Raw genomic sequence first — 19,531 nt, forward strand, 5'->3', positions numbered from 1 at the left:
AAACGGGCGCATCGATTATAGCTGAACGTAAAATTACAACTATTCGATACGCCCTTATATACTTCAGCCTATTCTATCAAGACTCAAGTCATTATGTTATTTATTTCAAAAATTCGTCAGTAGACAATTCTTTTGCTTGCGGAGTTTTATGAGTTACTTTGCCTTTAGAATCAGTGTAAGCACCTTCCTTACTTAAGAAGTTAAAGTAAGCTTGAGCGCCTTTAACATCAGTGGTTCCGAACACAAATTTTCCGCTCTTAATATCCGCGCGATTGCCCCAATATTGACCGTCAACAATCATCTTCATGCTACGTTTAACAAACTTTATGTCAAGATTAGCATCTTTTGCTTCTTTCACAAGAATTTCAGAAGCCTCATCAGGATGTTCATAAGCATATTCATATCCGCGCTTTGCAGCTTTAACAAACGCTCGAACAAGCTTAGGATCTTTAGCTACAGTACGCTTATTTGCAATTATTCCAATAGTATCTGGCTGACCTGGCACACCGTAGTCGCCCTCCATGAAGCAGCGAAGCTTTGGTCCAAACATTTCAGACTGCACGCCTTCCCAAGTGCCGTAGAAGCCACCAAAATCAGCTTTGCCAGATTCAAGAGTTCTAAAAGTTGAAGTTCCAACAGTAACTTTGTCGAACTTACCTTGACCGCCATCGTGTTGAATCATCCTACGAATTACAGCATCACCTTCAGCTGAACCAAAAGTTGCAAAAGTACGACCATCAAAATCTTTTGGAGAATGAATCTTATTGTTCGAAGCAAGTGAACACCAAATAGCACTTGGCTTTTGCTGAACTTGCATAACTTGCTCAAGATTTGCTCCCTTTGTTGAAAAATCAGCAGCATTTGTCAAAGTACTAAGAGCAAAATCAGCAACACCACTATCAACTGCATGTTCCGAACCAGTCTGAGCAACAGCAAGTATATTGACATCTAATCCGGCATCTTTAAACCATCCTTTATGCTTAGCAACATAAATACCAATATGATTAGTATCCGGTGCCCAAAATAGCATAAACGACACTTTACGAAGATTTGCATTCTTACTACTACTTGCAGATCCACATGCCGAGAAAGAAAATACGCAGCACGCAGAAAGAATAAACGCAAGAGTACGCTTTACAATACGCATATTCATGAGTTCCCTACTTTGTTTCTTGTACCGTTCTTCTGGGAAAGTGACACGAACTCGGCAGAAAACGGTAACAAAGGGCCTAGCCCGCGCCGTTCAATGCCCCTGAGCAGATTCAATCTGCTACAGTTTGCCACACATTGACTCACGAAACATTTAGATTATGAACGATTAAATAGACAAATAAAAATAATGTACACTATTAAATTCACAGAAGTTGTGCGCTTCTAATAGAATGTACATGCTGTTTGTAGTTTTAAATAATTCGATTGGGGCAGCAATCGAAGTCCTTTAAAGAAAGGAATCGAGTTTTCATGACGCAATCGCGTTTTAAACGTATGCTAATTAAATATCTGCCAACTGTATTTTCTGTAATAGTTTTACTTGTTTTTTGGCAGTATTCATGCGAATATTATAAAATTTCGGAAAATTTGATTCCAACACCATCTTCAATTGTTCAATCAACAGCTGACGCTTTGCCAACTCTATTACCTGCAGCATTAATTACAACACAAGAAACAGTTATCGGTTTTTCTATTGCAATAGTAGTTGGAATTCTTTTAGGTGTTATTTTCCATGTTTGTAAGCTTGTTAAATCTGCTTTATTCCCTCTTTTATGCGCAGCGCAAACTATGCCATTAATTTCTATTGCGCCAATTTTTTTGATTTGGTTTGGTTTTGAAATATCGGGGAAAATTGTAATAGTAATGGTTTTCAGCATGTTCCCTATTGCTGTGCAAACTATACGAGGTCTTGACGCCGTTCCAAGTTTTTATACAGATGTTGCTTTAACTTGTGGAGCAGGTAGAACTTGGACTTTGTGGCATGTTAAATTAAGGGTTGCAGCTCGCCAAATTTTTGGTGGCATACGTATTAGTGCAGCTTATGTTTTTGGAACTGCTTCAACTGCGGAATATCTGGGAGCCAAAGATGGGCTAGGAATTTGGCTTCAATTCGCTTATAACTCATTTAGAACACCACTTATTTTTTCTGCAACAATAGTAATAATAATTCTTACTGCGCTTCTTATGTGCATTGTTAACGTTTGTGAAAGAATTATGATTGGTTCAGCAGACGAAGATGATGACCCAGATAGCCAATTGTGAAATTGCATTAAAACAGCACATGTGAGTTACAAAAGTGACGAAAATAACGCAACATTCGCTACTTTTGTAACTCACAAACTGAGATATTAATGAAAACTTACTACTTACCTGATTCTTCTTTCATTGCTTCATTAATAGCATCGCTCAGCTCTTTTTGCGCCTTTCCGTAAGCTTCCCAGTTTCCGGATCGCATAGCAGAATCAGAATCTTTTAACGCTTGAGCTGCACGTTTAAGTGCTTCTTTAGCTTTTTGGCTCATAGAATGAGATTTTTCTGAATTCTTAGACTCACTTTCCTTAGAGCTACCTTCTTTAGAATCAGCATCCTTAGATTCATTACTTTCAGCAGCATTGTTTGAAGAAGAATTATTAGAAGCATCACCAGCCAAAGCACCCGAGTTTCCGCCAAATACTTGATTAAGTGCTTCATCTAACGTATCTGCAAATCCAACTTGATCTCCAAACGCAACTAACACCTTCTTAAGCAAAGGATAGCTAGTAGAACCGCTAGATTGCACATAAACAGGCTCTACATAAACCAGTCCTCCACCAAGAGGTAATGTAATCAAATTGCCACGTTTAACTTTAGTAGAACCGGATTCAAGCAAATTCAATTCTTTAGAAACATTTGCATTAGCGTTGAAATTATTCTGAGCTTGGCCAGGTCCTGGAACATTAGATATCTTGGGTAATTCTTGCAAACGAATCTTACCGTAATTTGAACCGATCTTTCCAGGAGTATCCCCCGCATCTGAATCAACAGACAAGAAACCAGTCAATATTTCACGCGTACTTTTACCAGCTGGAATATAAGTAGAGACAAGCGAAAATACTGGTTTCTTTGCGTCTCCAGTTTGCAAAGTCAAATAGTATGGAGGTTGCAAAATATCTTCTTTTTGTGCTTTTTGAGATTCAGTTGGATCAACAGGAATCTGCCAGAAGTCTTCTCCAGAGAAGAATTGGCTTGCTGTATCTACGTGATATTTTGCTAATAAGTGACGTTGGACTTTAAACAAGCTTTCTGGGTAACGCAAATGCTTCATCAAATCACCAGAAATCTTAGAAATATCGTGATAGTGACCTGGGAAAATTGATCTCCAAGCCTTGATTACAGGGTCTTTCGTATCCCACACATACAAATCAACAGATCCGTCATAAGCATCAACCGTAGCTTTCACAGAGTTACGAATGTAGTTTGCTCGCTGATTAGTCAATCCTTTAATAGAATGAGAAGTTGTTGTTGTGGAATCTTGAGTTACCTTACCAAAATCAGTCATCTGAGAATAAGGGTAAGAATCAGAAGTAGTATAGCCATCAACAATCCACTTAACGCGACCATCTACTACTGCAGGATAAACTCGACCATCCAAAGTTAAGTAAGGAGCAACCTTAGACACACGTGTCTTAGGATCACGATCATACAAAATTTGAGATTCAGAAGTCACACGATCAGAGAAAAGAATCTGATCAGACCCAAACCTAATTGCATGCAAAAGTTTAGAGAAGAAATTGCCTAAACTTGGACCACCATTGCCATTAAAAGTAGTTAATGCACCTTGAGAACCAGTCGGATAATCAAACTCCCATGGAGCTGTCCCTTTTGGAGATCCAACGATAGAATACTCAGGAGCATTCGGAGAGAAGTAAATACGTGGTTCATACTTTTGCGACTTAGTAAGTTTGCCTTGAGCAGGAATACCGTACTCCATGAATTGCGGCTGACCATCTGTAGTTACTTTATTTCCGTAGGCTGCAACAATTCCGTAGCCATGCGTATAAACTGTATGATCATTAACCCAGTTTCGATTATCGTTTCCAGCTAAATCGAGTTCACGTGCAGCGATAACTGTATCTTGGCTTACACCGTCAATATCGTATTTATCAACTGAAAGCGTATCTGCGAAAGTGTAGTATTGCTTCGATTGCTGCAATTGGCGGAAAGTTGGAGACGTAACTTGTGGATCTAACAAACGAATTTGCGCAGTTGACTCTGCTTCTTTTGATAATGCACCTGATTTACCTTTAGAAGTAGCGTTATACGATTCTTTCTTTACATTATTTAGACCGTAAGCAAACTTTGTAGCATCGATATTACGCTGAATATAAGTAGCTTCCAATTCCTGAGCATTAGGAGCAACTTTAAATCGCTGCACAAGTGCCGGCCAGGCAAAAGATATAACAATTGAGCAAACAATCATAAAAGCTAAAGCAATAGTCGGAGTTTTCCAAGCTTTTACAGCAGTTTTAAAACGCACTGAAATTGGTGCTTCTACAGATAAAGCGTGAGATTTCATAAACCAAAATGCAATAACAGAACCAACTAACACTGTAATTACTGCCATAACTATGCTTCCAGGAACTCCAGCATTCATATCCGTGTATGAACCGCCAGTAATACGAGGACCGTCAAGAGTTACAACAGCAAACATGTCTAAAATTTGCTGAGCTGCCCACGTCAAAATCACAAGCATAAACCATACAGAAATTTGTCTACGTGCTCGTTTTGTAATACTTAATATGCCTTTACCGTCGATAGGCATGCTAAAACGAATTGCTCCCATAAGAACATGCGTAATAATAGAGAAAACAAGGGATATTACCAATAAGAGCACAAATGCGCTTATAAATAACCTTAATCCTGGTAGTACGAATACATAAAACCCATTGTCAATTCCAAATTGCGGATCCTTAATGCCAAAAGGTTGGGCGTTAAACATTAACAAAATTTGCGCCCAATGATTGTAGAATTTAAATCCAAATACCGCGCCTACAATCAATGAAAAAATTCCTGCAACATGCAAAGCAAGCTTTGAACTAATTCCCTGCTTTAAATCAATAACATTGCCTTTAATTCGAATATAAGTTCCATCTGCATTGCTTGGACGCGCTTTTATTGCCAAAGCTGCAGACAAGTAGCCAAAAGCAGACATTAATATTGCATAAAGCACCCAAACGCCTACTTTTGCTGCAAGTTGAATCCAAATAACGCTTTCAAAGCCTAGCTGTGAATACCACATGCAATCAGTTATGAACCTTGCGAGAGCAAATATTGCAGCTATAGCAAGCACAACGATTAACACTACTATCGCAAGAATCCACCGCCATCTTCTTGAGCCGCCAATAAATTTACCTACATTAAACTCTAATCTCATAGAACGCTTATGCTCCTTATTTTCAGTGCTCTTATAATCGCTTTTATTGATATTATTACTTTCGCTATTTTTTGGAAAATCGCCTTTGTTCTCTAGTTTTTTCTTAGCTTCTAATAAATCACTAAAGAGGTCACCAAGGTCACCATCATCACTATAATAGTCTGCCCAATCTTCTATTTTTTTTGTAAACTTTGAAAAAGTCTTACCTTTGTTTTCACTATTAGAATCGTCTTTAGCATCCTCTTTAGAATCGTCTTTATCAACAACATCATCACTTTTATTATCTTCATCAATGCTTTCTACAATTACATCTTGCTCAATAGAATCAGTAGAATCGTTATCTTGTTGGCGCTTTTTCTTTCCGTCGCTTGTATAATCGGCACGCTTATGCGTCTTAGTATTTTTAGGTTTTTTAGCCATATACACGCCAAAAGCAGCCCATGCAACGCCAATAATTATTTCTATGATGAGTTTCAACATAAAGTTAATAGTACTATATTAATTATTCCCACTCTACATATTATGTAATCAAAACTAATTACAAAAAGCGCGCCCGCAAATTAATGCAAGCGCGCTTAAAGCGATTAAATTAAATCAAATTGGAGCATTTAAGCTAGGCAACATCAGGATCATCTTTAGCGATCGTACCAGTAAGCTTTCCAATAGCCTTCAATAAGTGATATACAACCAACACCACAACGGTTCCGATTGCAATACCGTTGAACTGAATGCCAGAAATAGCAAACTGGAAGTTAGCAATACCAATAATCATAACGATTGCAGCAATCATAATATTCACTGGCTTATCGAAGTTCACTTTGTTTTCTACCCAGATTCTTACGCCAATCATGCCAATCATGCCGTAAAGCAAAGTGGTCACGCCACCGAGAACACCAGCTGGAATTGAGTTTACAACAGCACCAAACTTTGGGCAAAGGCTCAGGATGAATGCAAAAGCTGCAGCACACCAATAAGCTGCAGTAGAATAGACCTTTGTTGCGGCCATAACACCGATATTTTCGCCGTACGTAGTAGTACCACAGCCACCGAATAAACCAGCAATAGCTGTACCAAAACCATCTGCAAATAATGCAGTTCCAATCTTAGAGTCATAGTCGCGACCAGTCATTTGAGCTACAGACTTTACGTGACCAACATTTTCTGCAATAAGAACAAGTACTACCGGCAAGAACATAAGTAGAACAGAGAAATCAACTTGTGGAGTGTGGAATTTAGGAAAACCAATCCAAGAAGCTTCTTCAATCTTTTTAAAATCGACTTGACCTTGGAAGCATGCATAAGCGTAACCAACAAGAACACCTAAAAGAATATTTAAACGACCAAGAAGACCGCGAAATACTACAGCAATAAGCATTACAGCAACTAATGTCACAAGAGCCGTATCTGGAGCTTTCTGGAAATTAGTCCAAACTGCAGGTCCTAAATTAAAACCAATAATTGCAACGATTGCACCGTTTACAACAGGCGGCATAATAATGTCAATCCACTTAGCTCCTGCAAAATGTACAAGCACACCTATAAGAGCAAGAAGTAAACCTGTGCACATAATGCCAAAGCTTGCAACTGCAATACCTTTATGAGCTGTTGTTACAGCCATAACAGGTGCTATAAGACCAAAAGAGCTTCCCAGATAACTAGGAAGCTTATTTGCGTTAATAAGTAAGAACAGTGCTGTAGAAATAGCAGTGAACATCAATGTTGTTGATGGATCAAAGCCTGTAAGAATAGGCACCAAGAACGTAGCACCAAACATTGCAATAACATGCTGAGCACCAATTCCAGCAGTACGAGTCCAAGTCAAACGCTCGTCTGGCTCTACAACTTCACCAGGCTTTAACGTTTTACCATTACCGTGAAGCTGCCACGTGAATAATGAATTCATTTCTTCTCCTTGCAAAAACAAGCTATGCAGAATGTTGTGTAAACAAGTGTCGCTAAAAAACAAGCACTCATTGAGCGCTGGGATGGCAGCTTCTGGGAGGTCCATTGCACCACCGACCCATATGCCAAAGGGACATTCTAATGTTGCAAAACGAAAGTGTCGAGCATAAGAAAAAAATTACAGTTTTGTTTTTTATTTTTGTTGGAATATCAAGCAAAGTCGGCGTGTTGAAAAGAATGCAATGAACACCAACTAAAGTTGATACTTACTAACTTATGTTTATAAAATAATTAAAGTTAGGCAAAGTTAAACAATCGCAAAATTAGTAAACACATATTCAAGCAAGTAATTTTTGTAAATATTCTTGCAAAACTAATGCGTGATTTACTTTTGGATTTTTTGCAGCATACAACAAAGTTATAGTTTGATACTTATTAAACAAATCCATAATCACACCAACAGCTTCATGATTTGAATCAAGTTCTTCAACATAACGATGTGAAAATTCTTCAAAATGCTCCGGATCATGATTAAACCACTTGCGTAACTGCGAAGTAGGAGCAATATCTTTAAGCCATTTATCAATATGAGCATATTCTTTGCTTATACCACGCGGCCAAAGTCTATCAACCAAGACTCTCACACCATCATCTTCACTAACCGTTTCATACACACGCTTAATCTTCACAGTGCACTTGTTCATAAAATCTCCTTTATACGTTTACTATAATCGCAGCTTTATTTATTTTTTCAAGGAATTATTTACTAGCAAAAGATATATGCGATATAAATTGAGTTATTATGTTCGATTATGTGATTTTATGTCGGCGTGTCGCGTTTATTTGCAGCAAAATTATATAAAATTTGCTTAATTTTTTAATTTATGTTCGTTTTTGTCCGATTATGGGAGAATACTTGGCTAAATGGTTAATTTCTTTGATACATGGAAAAAGAAAATCTGCACCATCGATATGGCTCTTATTGCTGTATTGACACTTCTAGCTTCCTTCATTGGTAGCTGGCTTAAGCAGTACCCAGGTTTCCAATTACTTGGTGCTCTTATTATTGCGTTGCTTGTTGGCATGGCTCTGCAGCTGCCATTGCACGTGTACAAAATGAATAATGATTCAAGGCGAGCAGGCGTTAAAAGCGCTGCTGGTTTGATTGCAAACAAACTTCTTCGCCTAGGTATTATTCTCCTCGGATTTAAGCTGAATTTGCATGATTTGTTTACCAAGGGCATTAAATGCTTGCCTATTGCAGCTGTGTTAGTTGCAATAATGGTTTGCATAACTTATAACATTGCTAAACTCTTGAAGGTAAATCCTCAGCTTGCAATGCTTACAGCAGGAGGCACAAGTATTTGTGGAGCTGCTGCAGTTATGGGTCTTTCTGGCTCAATGCCAGTTCTTCCAGAAGAGGAAGATGAGAAAGAACAGAACGAAGTTATGGCTGTTGCAACAGTTGCAATTATGGGCACTATTTACGCTCTTGCTGAAATCTTCATCCTGCCTAACTTTGGCATGACTAAGCAGCAGCTTGGCATTACAGCTGGTGCATCACTTCACGAAATCGCACATGCCGTTGCAGCTGGCGGAGCATTCGATAGTATCGATGTTGCAACAATCATGAAGCTTTCACGAGTTCTTATGCTCGTTCCAGCTTCCATCTTTATTGCAATTTGGTGGAATGCTCGTCATAGCAAAGTTGAAAATGGCGGAAAGCATAAGATTAGCTTCCCATGGTTTATGCTTGGCTTTATTGCAGCATCTGTTATTGGAACTTATGTTCCTTTCATAACAGCTCACGCATCAACTCTTGTAGAAGCAGGATACGTTTTCCTTGGCATGGCTATGGCTGCACTTGGAATTAACGTAAACTTCCGAGCTATTTTTAAGCAAGGTCGCGCAGCATTTGCAGCAAGCTTCCTAGCTTCTATTGTTTTAGTTGCTTTGGCTTATGCAGCTGCAGTACTGTTCTTCTAAATACAACATTACAAAATAGTTTTGCTTAACAAATGAGGGTCTTCGTTTGAAGATCCTCATTTTATATTCTCGATAATTTATTTTCGTGTATTTTTGAAAAATCTATCCAATATGCACAGCCGTTCCATCAGGAATATTTTTATAAAACCATTTGGCATCCGCAACGCTTAAACGCACACAACCATGCGATGCAGGCTTTCCAAGCTTCATGCCTTCTGACGGAATATATTCTCCAAAATTATAATTCGTCGGCACAGAATGGAATAAATATTGCGATCCAATAAAAGCAACCCAGTAATCCGCTCCAACTTTTTCATCTTGATTAAAGAAATGATCACCACGACCATTAATTTGATAATTACCATGAGGAGTCGAGTCTTTTATTCCAGAACTCATAACCATTGAATACACAGTTTTCCCATGAGCAATAATATAAACACGCTGTTTTTTCAAATTTACATTCACATGCAAATCCGAAACCTTTATTCCTGTAAGATTAGGATAGGCTCCACCAGTAGGATATTTCCAAAAATTAGGTTTAAGTAAAGACTTATTTTCTAGATAATTTTTGCAATATTTTTTAATAAAAGATTTATCATTACCGTTCAGTTTGCTTATTTTGCAATCAATTTTTTCACGCTCACTCAAATTAATTTTTTTTAACTGAGCACTATGCCTTAAAGAAGCAGAAACAACATTAGAAGTTTCAAAACCAACAAAGCAGAAGAACGGAATCAATAATGTAGCCAATAAAGCTGATGCAACACAACGAGCAAAATTAGAACTACGCTTCCACCATTTGCAAAATCTTGCAACAATGCGAACACACTTGCGTATATCGCTCACAAAGTTACGAATAAATTGCATAACATCTCCATTGTAAAAGCAAAAACGTCGCTCCCCCTAGTTTAACAGCAAACCGAGGAGAGCAACGCTTAAAAAAAAAATAAATCTTTTATTTATTATGATATTAAAATCACTCGTAACATAAAAATCATAAATTTTTTTGAACGAACATGAAAATAATCATACATTAAATTTGAATTCGACAATATCACCGTCTTGCATCACATAGTCGCGACCTTCAAGACGAAGCTTTCCTTCTTCCTTAATTTTTGCCATAGAACCGTCAGCAGCAACGAAATCATCATAAGATACGATTTCTGCCTTAATAAATCCACGCTCAAAATCAGTGTGAATCACACCAGCAGCTTGTGGAGCAGTCCAACCTTTATGAATCTGCCAAGCGTGAACTTCCTTAACACCAGCAGTCAAATAGGTTTGAAGACCTAAAATATCGAATCCCACACGCGCAAGTTGATCCAAACCAGATTCCTTCAAACCAGCATCTTCAAGCATTTCACGAGCATCAGCTTCGTCAAGTTCAGTAAGCTCGGACTCAAACTGAGCATTAAGGAATATTGCTTTTGCAGGAGCGACAGATGCAGAAAGTTTAGACTTCAAATCTTCATCAGCCAACTCCGAATCATCCACGTTAAACACGTAAATAAATGGCTTAGCAGTGAGCAAGTGTAAATCATACACATCGTTTTTATCAATAAGCTTTTCGTTATGAGCCTGGTCAATAGTCTTTCCAGATTCAAGAATTTCCTTAGCTTTATTTACAGCGTCTACGTATTCCTGCGTAACTTTCTTACCGCGCAAATCCTTTTCCAACTTTGGAAGAGCATTGTCAATAGTTTGCATATCGGCGAGAATTAGCTCAGTATTAATCGTGTCAATATCGTCAGCAGGATCTACTCTGCCGTTAACATGCACAATATCATCATCATTAAATGCGCGCACAACTTCGCAAATAGCGTCTGCTTCGCGAATATTAGCAAGGAACTTATTGCCCAAACCTTCACCCTCGGAAGCACCCTTAACAATGCCTGCAATATCAACGAAAGTAACTGTTGCTGGAACAATCTTTTCAGTATTAACTAATTTAGCTAAAACTGGAAGACGATGATCCGGAAGCGGAACAATACCAGTATTAGGCTCAATAGTTGCAAACGGATAATTCTCCGCCAAAACGTTGTTGCGGGTTAAAGCATTAAACATAGTGGACTTACCAACGTTTGGCAATCCAACGATTCCAATAGTTAAAGACATATTTACCTAGTTTAGACCAGCGCCGGGAAAGCCGACACAACTTGATTTTATTTACTATTTATTTTCAATAGCATCAACTGCAGCAATCACATCTCCCCTAAATCCGCGAGATTCTAGCTCAGCAACGCCACGAATAGTGGTTCCTCCAGGAGAGCACACTGCATCTTTCATAGCACCAGGATGCGTGCGCGAATCCATGTATAACGCACCTACTCCTTCAATCATTTTTGCAGCCAAACGGTAAGCACAATCACGTTGCAAACCATACTTCACACCAGCATCACTCAATGCTTCCATGTACATTGCTGTAAAAGCTGGAGCGCAGCTAGAAATACACATTGCAATATTCATATGATCACTAGTCACTCGCTCTACCAAAGAAATTGGCTCAAATAAAGCATTAAACATTGAAAGTTGACTATCAGTAAGCGTATGAGTAGTTTCAGCTAAAGTCACACCTTGGCCTACAGAAATAGGAGTATTAGGAATAATGCACTGAACATGAGCTTCCTTGCCAAGTAGTTCCATGTAACGCTCAAGCGTCCAACCGGCTGCAACGGAAATAACAGCAATACCTCGTTCATTAATAATTTCACAAATTGGCTTAAGTACTTCAGCAACCTGATATGGCTTTACAGCAATAATAATCACATCACTTGCTTCACATACTTCTTGAGCAGTGTGCATAGCGCGAGCGCCAATCAGCGAAGTATTACGCTCGAGTTTTTCAAAATTATGCGCGCAAGCAACAATATTTTCACCTTGTAATACGCCAGCATTCAGTGCACCTTTAGCGATTGCTTGTGCCATGTTGCCATAACCTATAAAACCAACAGTTTCAGATACACAAGTACTCATACACGACCCCCTTTAGCGCATTGATAAAACAATAGCGCACTCATTACTAAGCAAACAGATGTATAGCATAGCAAAGAGTGCACTATAATCATTGCGCATATTAAAATTATTACCTTTATATATGGCTTATCTCTTATAAATTCCCTCCAAATCACCACGATTCAGCGCCTCATCAAACAAATGACGGAAAACAATGTCTCCATGCAAACCATCATGCTCAAACTCGTTCGTTGTCCAATAGTGGGAGTTGGCAATACGAGAAAGAGTGTCAAGCTGAAGACCAGAATCGACATACATGTCATCAAAATACACTGCTGATTGCAATGGAACTTCGTTATTAGCAAGTTGATCTTGATCGTAAATTTTGCCAAACTGCTTATCTTTCATCAAGCAGTCAACAGCTGGAAGGAATGGTTGCAAAGCTTTCTCTTGATCGTACATCCAAGGAAACATTGCTTCACCTGTAAACATAATAGGGCGAGCAGAACCAGAAAACTCTGGCATAGTTTCTCGAACCTGCTGAGCAGCCCACAAAATTGGGTGTTCCAATTCACCATCAGCATAAATAAATTCTTGTAATGGCCAATAAAGTGGACTAGAAGCTGTAGAATCCATGACACCATACACAAATTCGTCACTTAAACTACCTGCAGAAGCTCCTCCGCCGTGCTTAAATGCTTTCAAGGAACCATCACCATCTGCAAATGCAGAGTCAATTAACCAATGCACTCGTTCAAAACTTGGTTTCATTCCAAATGAAGAACCTAACATTTGGAATCGCTCAACCGTAAGTTTTTCACCGTTCGGAAGCACAACATCACCCTGTGCAATACGATCTGCAATAGCTGCAGCACGAGCAACATCTTGCGGATAGCGCTCATAGAATTGCTCAGTTTTACGCGCCATACGAGGAAAAGTATGCTCATAGACTTCACGCGCATTTGCTGGAACGTGAGGAATACCTCCTGTTGTAAAGCTTGCAATTAATCCTTGAGGGAATAGTGACAGATATGTAAGAGTCAAGAAGCCACCATAGCTTTGACCAAGTGAAACCCATGGCTTAGCATCGAATTCAGTAAGTCGCAGATGTTCAAAATCGCGAATAATAGAGTCAGCCAAGAAACGCTTTAAATACCAGGCTTGTCGTTCAACGCTTACTCCGTCATCTGCCATGCGCTTCATAGTTGAAGCGTCTACTCTTGAAGAACGCCCAACACCACGCTGATCCGGCAAGACTACGCGAAAATGTTTAATAGCTTCTTGAATCCAGCCATCACTAGAAGGCGAAAGTGGTCGCGGACACTGCCCACCAGGACCTCCTTGCAAAAATACTAACAAAGGCAAATTATCATGTACATGCTCAGGAGCACAAACTACTCTACAGAACAATCGGATTGTTTCGCCTTTAATAGCTCCACCAGGAGTGTTTCCTTCCCAATCAAGCGGCACGTCAATTGCACGTTCTTCGATATGCAATCCCGGAACATAATAGCTTGTAAGCAACGCCATTTCGCACTCCCTTTCTGTACTCTTGCATGCTACATGCAATGTCAATTACACATTCTTATATAAATCATACTCAAGTTCGATTGTTCTATAAAGTGCTATGCACTAGCCTAGTAATTATGAAAGTACCTAATATGTTTCAAAGTGTTATACAGCCCTTACGAAAAGAGCTCACATTAAACGACATATTATGGGGTATTATTCCACTTATTCTTTTTATACTTTCAAACAATAGATATAGTATAAGCTATGTTGACGGTTTACTGACTCAGGGTTCGCTGGTTACAGTAGCGCTTACAAATATCGTTGTTGCACTACTACTTTCAGTAAGAAAGATATGGCCTGAACAGGCGGCTATTATTTTTATTGTTATTTGCATTGTGCAAGTAATATTTGGTCCAGCTCAACTTTTCGCTGATTTCTTTGGTTTCGTGCTGCTTGTTAACGCTATTGCGCGTGGAAACCCAACGCATACGAAAGTTTTTGTTATTACAGCTTACATAACAACCATATTATCTTGCGCATTAATATCGTGGAATGTTGTAATGGGACCAATATATGGCAATAATCATTCGAAATCTAGTTATACCTGCAGTGTACGAAATATAAATAGCAGTAATATAAAAAATTGCGTTTCAAATATACTTAATTTTGCGATTCCTTCCATAATTTTTGCGATTATTATTACCACTATTACGGTTATTATTGGCTACTGGCAGCGCACTCATGTGCATACTATTCAACTTTTGCAAGAACACAATAACGCTATTCGCGCGTACCGCCGAAAAGCTCAACACATTGCTGTTACTGCAGAGCGAGCAAGAATTGCTAGAGATATGCACGATATTGTTGCTCATACGCTTTCTATTATTATTGTGCAAGCAGATGGCGGCCGTTATGCCGCAACACAAAATATTTCGCTCGCTAAAAAAACAATGCATATTATTAAAAATGAAGCTGAGCGCGCCGTTCACGACATGCGTAGGCTGCTAGAAGCTTTAACTGATGCACCTTCTAACGACACTAATTTGAATCACGTGCCATCACTTATTGAGCAAGCGCGAATTGCTTCACCAAATAATATTTTTTGGCATACTGTTGATGGCATAAATTCTTCTCATAAACTCAACAAAGCTGCACAAACTGTAGCATATAGAATTATTCAAGAAGCACTTACTAATATTCGCAAGCATGCAGGCGAATGCGTTAAAGTAAACATTCATGAAGAATGGAACAACCAAGGTTTAAAACTAAAAATTACAAATGAAATACACAAAATCGAAGTTAACCAAACGCAAAATAGCAATGCGCAGCATAAAAACGGTTATGGCTTAATTGGCATGAAAGAACGCATTGAAAATCTTCACGGAACGCTTAATTACGGGAAACTAAACGATGGAACGTTTAGTATTGTTGCTTTTATTCCATATTCTTACAGCACAGACCCGTCAAATACTACTGCTTCTGTATTAAATAGTATTCCTAACGTTACTTATAAGAATGCAAAAATTAATAATCAATCAGTAGCGCAAACAAAACCGGCAAATGCAAATGTTCCAACCTCATCAAAAGTTTTTCCAGAAGTAAATGCTTCACAAAATAAGATTGAGAAAGTATCACAATGGTTTGAACAACATTGGCTTATTGGAGACATTATTTATGCAGCGCCTTGGATTGTTCTGATGCTTTTTGTACCAACTTATGATTTTATTCTTGGAGATGGAATGTCTTCACAATATTTCGACTCACTTTCGTTAGAAATATTTTATAGAGTATTTACTCTTGCAACCATGGTGCCGTTTATGTTCCGTAGAAAATCTCCAACAACATGCGCAATTGTTGCCGCAATATTTTCTGCAATACAGCTAATATTCTTACCTAATATTTTGTTTGCTAACTTATTCATTCCAAGCATTATTTATGCTGCGGTTCTATACGGCAAAAAGCGCGCATGGCAATGGATTAGCGCAATAGTACTTTTAGAATCTGCTATTTTTGCACTAAAAATTGGCATCGCATCAAGAAATATTCCAAAAAATGCAACTCCAATACAATTCTTTACATCGAATATAGACACGACTAATTTTTATATCATTATGCAAATGGCATCCGTAGGATTAGTTTTTGGTTTCGCAGTTGCGTTAATTTGTTTTACAGTTATTGCGTTTGCTTATTACCGAAGAAACGATGACAATAATTTATTGCTTCTAAAAACACGCAGAACAGAACTCGAGCAAGAACAAAAACAGCTAGAAGTACTTGCAGCAAACGCAGAAAGGCAGCGACTTAGCTCAAATATTCAGCAAAAAGTTGCTGTTACACTGCATAAAGTAATCGATGCCGCAAATAACGGAATTGATATGCTAAATAAATACGAAAAAGCAAATAACAATACAGAAAATCGAAAGTCATCAGACCCAGAGCAATCACAGGGACAAAGTGAAGAAATTAGTAAAGCTTTCAAAAATATTGGAGATGAAGGTCGCTCAGCACTAAAATATATGCGAAAATTGCTTGGAATTTTGCGAGAAACAGGATCAAGCGTTAATTCAGCAAATAATGGTGCGAATGTAACTGAAATTGCAGTTCGCCCTGCTCCCTCGCTCGATGAGCAAATTCAACACAGTGCATTAAATAAGCAAGAATAAGTTGATACTATAGAAAATATGGAAAACAATGGAGTAATTCGCGTTACAATAGCAGACGATCAGGAGCTTGTTCGTGCAGGATTTGCTATGGTAATTAACTCGCAGCAAGATATGCAAGTTGTTGCTCAAGCAGCGAATGGAAAACAAATAGTAGAGATTACAGAAAGAGATCATCCAGACATTATTCTTATGGACGTTCGCATGCCTGTAATGGACGGATTGGAAGCAACTCGCAAGATTCTGCAGCAAAAAACTAACGAAAATACTAAAATTATTATTCTGACAACTTTTGATTTAGACGAATATGTTATGGCTGCAATTCATGCTGGCGCTTCCGGGTTCCTTTTGAAAGATACTGAACCTGAAACTTTGCTTAATTCAATACGAACAGTGTATCAAGGAAACGCAATTATTGCTCCGACTGCTACGAAGCGTTTGATTGAAACTATGATTCAGCAAAGCAAAGTAGCAACAAATACTACAGAAAACAGTGCTGCGAATTATACCGCACAAGCAAGTTACGATGTACAGGCAAGTTCGACTGCGCAAACAAATCCGGATGTACAAGAAACGCAAAGCTGCACATACGAAAATTCTGCTATTCCAGAACTTACTGATAGAGAACGCGAAGTTCTTGTTGAAATTGCTCACGGACTTTCAAATCAGGAAATTGCTGACAAACTATTTATTAGCTTGCCCACAGTAAAAACGCATGTTGCGCATATTTTAGGAAAAATCGATGCTAGAGACCGCGTTCAAGCTGTAGTTTTCGCTTACGAAAATGGCTTAGTTAAGCCGTAAAAAATATAAAATTGCGGCTGTTTATGCATAGACACAAATAGCCGCAATTTAGATTATCAACGTACCTAGTAGCCTTTTAATTTATGCTCTTGGAAGGCGACGGTGACGCATAACAGTCACGCCGGCAGCAGCAGCTCCAGAAATAGTTAATGCACCCAAAACGCCTAGCATTATAGTGCTAAGCATATTACCAGAAGACTTGTTTTCGCCTGCAACTTTAGCTTGAGCTTGTGGCTTATTGCTTTCAACAGGAGTCTTTTCTTCAACTTCCTCAACATCACCCTTGTTATTTTCAGGCTTCGTAGAGTTTTCTTCTGAAACCTGTGATTCGGTTGACTTGTTTGTTTTTGAAGTATTGTCTGTCGGAGTCACAGGCGAAGAAGAAGTATTAGCAGCAGCTGGAGCATGAGATTCGGCTGCAGAAGAAACCTTTTTAACTATTTCAACAACCGGAACTACTACTTTCTGAGTATTTGCATCAGAAGGCTTGGAGCTTGGCACTGCTGGAACCGCAGAAGCTGCAGGAACAACATGAGTTGAATTATTTTCAACTTGAACTGCTGGAACCGCAGGGGTTGCAGGAGCAGCAGGTGCCGACGGAACAGTAGGAACAGTAGGAACTGGTACTGTTGGAGCCGCAGAAGCTGGCGGCACAACCGGAGAATTAACAGATGGCACTGGAACCTTAGCTTTAGGAACCTCAGAAGCAGCATTTGATTGTGTATCGGATTCGGCAGGAGCAGCTACTTTCGGAGCAGATGCTACTGGAGGTGCAGGGACTGGAGCAGCATGCTCTTGAGATTCATTATCTTTTTTAGAATCAGAAGGTGCTGGAGCAGTAGGACCAGTCTGTTTTCCTGATTCTTTTGCCTCATTATTACCAGCAGAACTGTTACCACTTTGCTGATCTTTTTGATCTTTTTCCTTCTTCAATTGAGCTTTAAGAATAGTAACTTTAGCTTTAGCTTCCTCAAGATTCTTTTCTGCGTCCTTTAAAGAATCCTCAGCTTGCTTCTTTAAATCACTTTTCGCAGTTCTCTCCTGAATCTGATTGTTCTTAAATGTTTTAGCGCCTTCAAAGCCATTTCTTAATGACTTAATTTTTTCATCTAGTTTCTTTTTGTCGTCAACTAACTTATAGTTCTCAATAATATTATTAAGAAGCTTTGTTTCAGACTCTGCTTTCTTTACTTCAGAATCTTTACTGTTGGAAGCTTCAAGCTTACTAGCTACATCTTTTTTAGACTCATCAATTTGATCTTTAATTTTTTGAAGATCTTCACTTACTTTTTCAAATTCTTGCTTTGCATTCTGGAAAAGAACTTCTAATTCTTTCACAGTTTTTTCTTTAGCAGCAACAAGTTTCTTATTTTCTTCAACTTTTTTGCTAAGTGAAGTTTGATCATTAGAGACTTTTCTAAACTGCTCCGCTATAGAATAAATATTATCACCATCGTTTGGATCAACTTTTTCTAATGCGGATTCCAATTCACCGATTTTTGTATCATACTCTTTAATTTGAGCAGAATCACTTGCAATAGATTCATTAAGATTATCTACTTCTTTGTGAAGATCTGAAATCTGTGATTCATATTGTTTTATATTAGCTGCAGCTCTTTCTTTTGTTTGACTTTTTTCTTCTTCGTCACTTTGCAAAGCATCAAGAGCTAATTTTGCATGATCATATTGCTCTTTTAAAAGTTCATATGCGGCTTTTAATCCAATAAGCTCGTTATCCTTTTCTTCTTTGGATTTTTCAAATTCTGCAATTTTTACTTTTGCGGCTTCGGAATCCATTTTCAATGCATTTTCAGCTTCTAAAAGTTCCTTTTCCTTATCTTTCTCAACGTTTTCAAATCCTTTTTCAGTTTCAGAGATTTTACTTAAAAGATCGTCAAATTCTGCAACTTTTTTCTTATACTCTTCAATTTGAGCTTCTAATTGCTGAACCTGCTCTTCAGCTTTTTCAATTGCTTCTTCAGTAGATGCTTTTGCAGTCACCTCTGTTTGAGCTTGCGTATTTTGTACATCCTCAACAGCTTCTTGCGCCCATGCTGGCATTGGGCCTTGCAGGAACAAAACAAATCCTGCGATTGCTGCGGCAGATTTTTTCTTGACCGTTACCATATTTGTTACTCCTTGCTCGTAGCGGCCTTCATGTCTAACTTATGTCAGCAGTCATCCTTGAGCATAACAAAGGAATAAATACATTTTCAACGCTATTTATTCGGAATATTTCCGATAAAACTTGTCATAATGAATAATAATCGTATTATTTTTGAAGACCATTAATAAAAAATGCCAATTATGC

13 protein-coding genes are annotated in these 19,531 nt (G+C 38.5%); 4 read left to right on the forward strand and 9 right to left on the reverse strand.

From position 1 onward, the window contains the following. Nucleotides 1-100: 100 nt before the first annotated feature. Entirely contained in the window at nucleotides 101-1,153 is a 1,053-nt protein-coding gene (locus HXT29_RS02385) for an ABC transporter substrate-binding protein (RefSeq protein WP_004106862.1), read from the reverse strand. A 308-nt stretch (nucleotides 1,154-1,461) separates the two neighbouring features. On the opposite strand from HXT29_RS02385, the gene HXT29_RS02390 reads away from it, so the two are divergent. Beyond that, nucleotides 1,462-2,253: an ABC transporter permease gene (locus HXT29_RS02390; protein WP_116971367.1), complete on the forward strand. Its 792-nt coding sequence runs from the start codon at nucleotides 1,462-1,464 to the stop codon at nucleotides 2,251-2,253. A gap of 100 nt (nucleotides 2,254-2,353) precedes the next feature. Here the strand turns inward: HXT29_RS02390 and HXT29_RS02395 are convergent, their stop codons facing one another. The 3 genes from HXT29_RS02395 to HXT29_RS02405 form a co-directional block, all read right to left on the reverse strand. Next, complete coding sequence (locus HXT29_RS02395) at nucleotides 2,354-5,884, reverse strand: UPF0182 family protein (RefSeq protein ID WP_422118437.1); 3,531 nt, start codon at nucleotides 5,882-5,884, stop codon at nucleotides 2,354-2,356. A gap of 133 nt (nucleotides 5,885-6,017) precedes the next feature. Further along, nucleotides 6,018-7,307 (reverse strand): uracil-xanthine permease family protein, encoded by a 1,290-nt coding sequence (locus HXT29_RS02400; RefSeq protein WP_004119362.1) that lies wholly within the window; start codon nucleotides 7,305-7,307, stop codon nucleotides 6,018-6,020. Between the two features lie 337 nt (nucleotides 7,308-7,644). Next, nucleotides 7,645-8,010: a DUF488 domain-containing protein gene (locus HXT29_RS02405; RefSeq protein ID WP_101892149.1), complete on the reverse strand. Its 366-nt coding sequence runs from the start codon at nucleotides 8,008-8,010 to the stop codon at nucleotides 7,645-7,647. A gap of 220 nt (nucleotides 8,011-8,230) precedes the next feature. On the opposite strand from HXT29_RS02405, the gene HXT29_RS02410 reads away from it, so the two are divergent. Continuing rightward, nucleotides 8,231-9,292, forward strand: a complete 1,062-nt coding sequence (locus HXT29_RS02410) for a YeiH family protein (protein WP_410295873.1) — start codon at nucleotides 8,231-8,233, stop codon at nucleotides 9,290-9,292. 102 nt (nucleotides 9,293-9,394) lie between these two features. Here HXT29_RS02410 and HXT29_RS02415 read toward each other — a convergent pair whose 3' ends face one another. The 4 genes from HXT29_RS02415 to HXT29_RS02430 form a co-directional block, all read right to left on the reverse strand. Next, nucleotides 9,395-10,159 carry a L,D-transpeptidase gene (locus tag HXT29_RS02415; RefSeq protein WP_004106885.1) on the reverse strand — a complete coding sequence of 255 codons (765 nt, stop codon included), beginning with the start codon at nucleotides 10,157-10,159 and terminating at the stop codon, nucleotides 9,395-9,397. 159 nt (nucleotides 10,160-10,318) lie between these two features. After that, entirely contained in the window at nucleotides 10,319-11,407 is a 1,089-nt protein-coding gene (gene ychF, locus HXT29_RS02420; protein WP_004106888.1) for a redox-regulated ATPase YchF, read from the reverse strand. 54 nt (nucleotides 11,408-11,461) lie between these two features. After that, nucleotides 11,462-12,265, reverse strand: coding sequence for a pyrroline-5-carboxylate reductase (proC, locus tag HXT29_RS02425; protein WP_422118438.1), 804 nt, complete (start codon nucleotides 12,263-12,265; stop codon nucleotides 11,462-11,464). 126 nt (nucleotides 12,266-12,391) lie between these two features. Beyond that, entirely contained in the window at nucleotides 12,392-13,774 is a 1,383-nt protein-coding gene (locus tag HXT29_RS02430) for an alpha/beta fold hydrolase (protein WP_116442687.1), read from the reverse strand. A gap of 116 nt (nucleotides 13,775-13,890) precedes the next feature. Between HXT29_RS02430 and HXT29_RS02435 the strand changes: the two genes are divergently transcribed. Continuing rightward, nucleotides 13,891-16,419 carry a sensor histidine kinase gene (locus HXT29_RS02435; protein WP_422118439.1) on the forward strand — a complete coding sequence of 843 codons (2,529 nt, stop codon included), beginning with the start codon at nucleotides 13,891-13,893 and terminating at the stop codon, nucleotides 16,417-16,419. Between the two features lie 18 nt (nucleotides 16,420-16,437). Then, nucleotides 16,438-17,220 carry a response regulator gene (locus HXT29_RS02440; protein WP_004106900.1) on the forward strand — a complete coding sequence of 261 codons (783 nt, stop codon included), beginning with the start codon at nucleotides 16,438-16,440 and terminating at the stop codon, nucleotides 17,218-17,220. A gap of 81 nt (nucleotides 17,221-17,301) precedes the next feature. On the opposite strand, the gene HXT29_RS02445 is transcribed toward HXT29_RS02440, so the two are convergent. Beyond that, complete coding sequence (locus HXT29_RS02445) at nucleotides 17,302-19,347, reverse strand: hypothetical protein (RefSeq protein WP_004106902.1); 2,046 nt, start codon at nucleotides 19,345-19,347, stop codon at nucleotides 17,302-17,304. Between the last annotated feature and the right edge of the window lie 184 nt (nucleotides 19,348-19,531).

This window comes from Gardnerella sp. DNF00550 (genome assembly GCF_049262685.1).
Classification (GTDB): Bacteria; Actinomycetota; Actinomycetes; order Actinomycetales; family Bifidobacteriaceae; genus Bifidobacterium; species Bifidobacterium leopoldii.

Bases quoted from the DNA above. Each gene is read 5' to 3' on its own strand.
- HXT29_RS02385 (WP_004106862.1), bottom strand. From the start codon at position 1,153: ATGAATATGCGTATTGTAAAGCGTACTCTTGCGTTTATTCTTTCTGCG.
- HXT29_RS02390 (WP_116971367.1), top strand. From the start codon at position 1,462: ATGACGCAATCGCGTTTTAAACGTATGCTAATTAAATATCTGCCAACT.
- HXT29_RS02395 (WP_422118437.1), bottom strand. From the start codon at position 5,884: ATGTTGAAACTCATCATAGAAATAATTATTGGCGTTGCATGGGCTGCT.
- HXT29_RS02400 (WP_004119362.1), bottom strand. From the start codon at position 7,307: ATGAATTCATTATTCACGTGGCAGCTTCACGGTAATGGTAAAACGTTA.
- HXT29_RS02405 (WP_101892149.1), bottom strand. From the start codon at position 8,010: ATGAACAAGTGCACTGTGAAGATTAAGCGTGTGTATGAAACGGTTAGT.
- HXT29_RS02410 (WP_410295873.1), top strand. From the start codon at position 8,231: ATGGTTAATTTCTTTGATACATGGAAAAAGAAAATCTGCACCATCGAT.
- HXT29_RS02415 (WP_004106885.1), bottom strand. From the start codon at position 10,159: ATGCAATTTATTCGTAACTTTGTGAGCGATATACGCAAGTGTGTTCGC.
- ychF (WP_004106888.1), bottom strand. From the start codon at position 11,407: ATGTCTTTAACTATTGGAATCGTTGGATTGCCAAACGTTGGTAAGTCC.
- proC (WP_422118438.1), bottom strand. From the start codon at position 12,265: ATGAGTACTTGTGTATCTGAAACTGTTGGTTTTATAGGTTATGGCAAC.
- HXT29_RS02430 (WP_116442687.1), bottom strand. From the start codon at position 13,774: ATGGCGTTGCTTACAAGCTATTATGTTCCGGGATTGCATATCGAAGAA.
- HXT29_RS02435 (WP_422118439.1), top strand. From the start codon at position 13,891: ATGAAAGTACCTAATATGTTTCAAAGTGTTATACAGCCCTTACGAAAA.
- HXT29_RS02440 (WP_004106900.1), top strand. From the start codon at position 16,438: ATGGAAAACAATGGAGTAATTCGCGTTACAATAGCAGACGATCAGGAG.
- HXT29_RS02445 (WP_004106902.1), bottom strand. From the start codon at position 19,347: ATGGTAACGGTCAAGAAAAAATCTGCCGCAGCAATCGCAGGATTTGTT.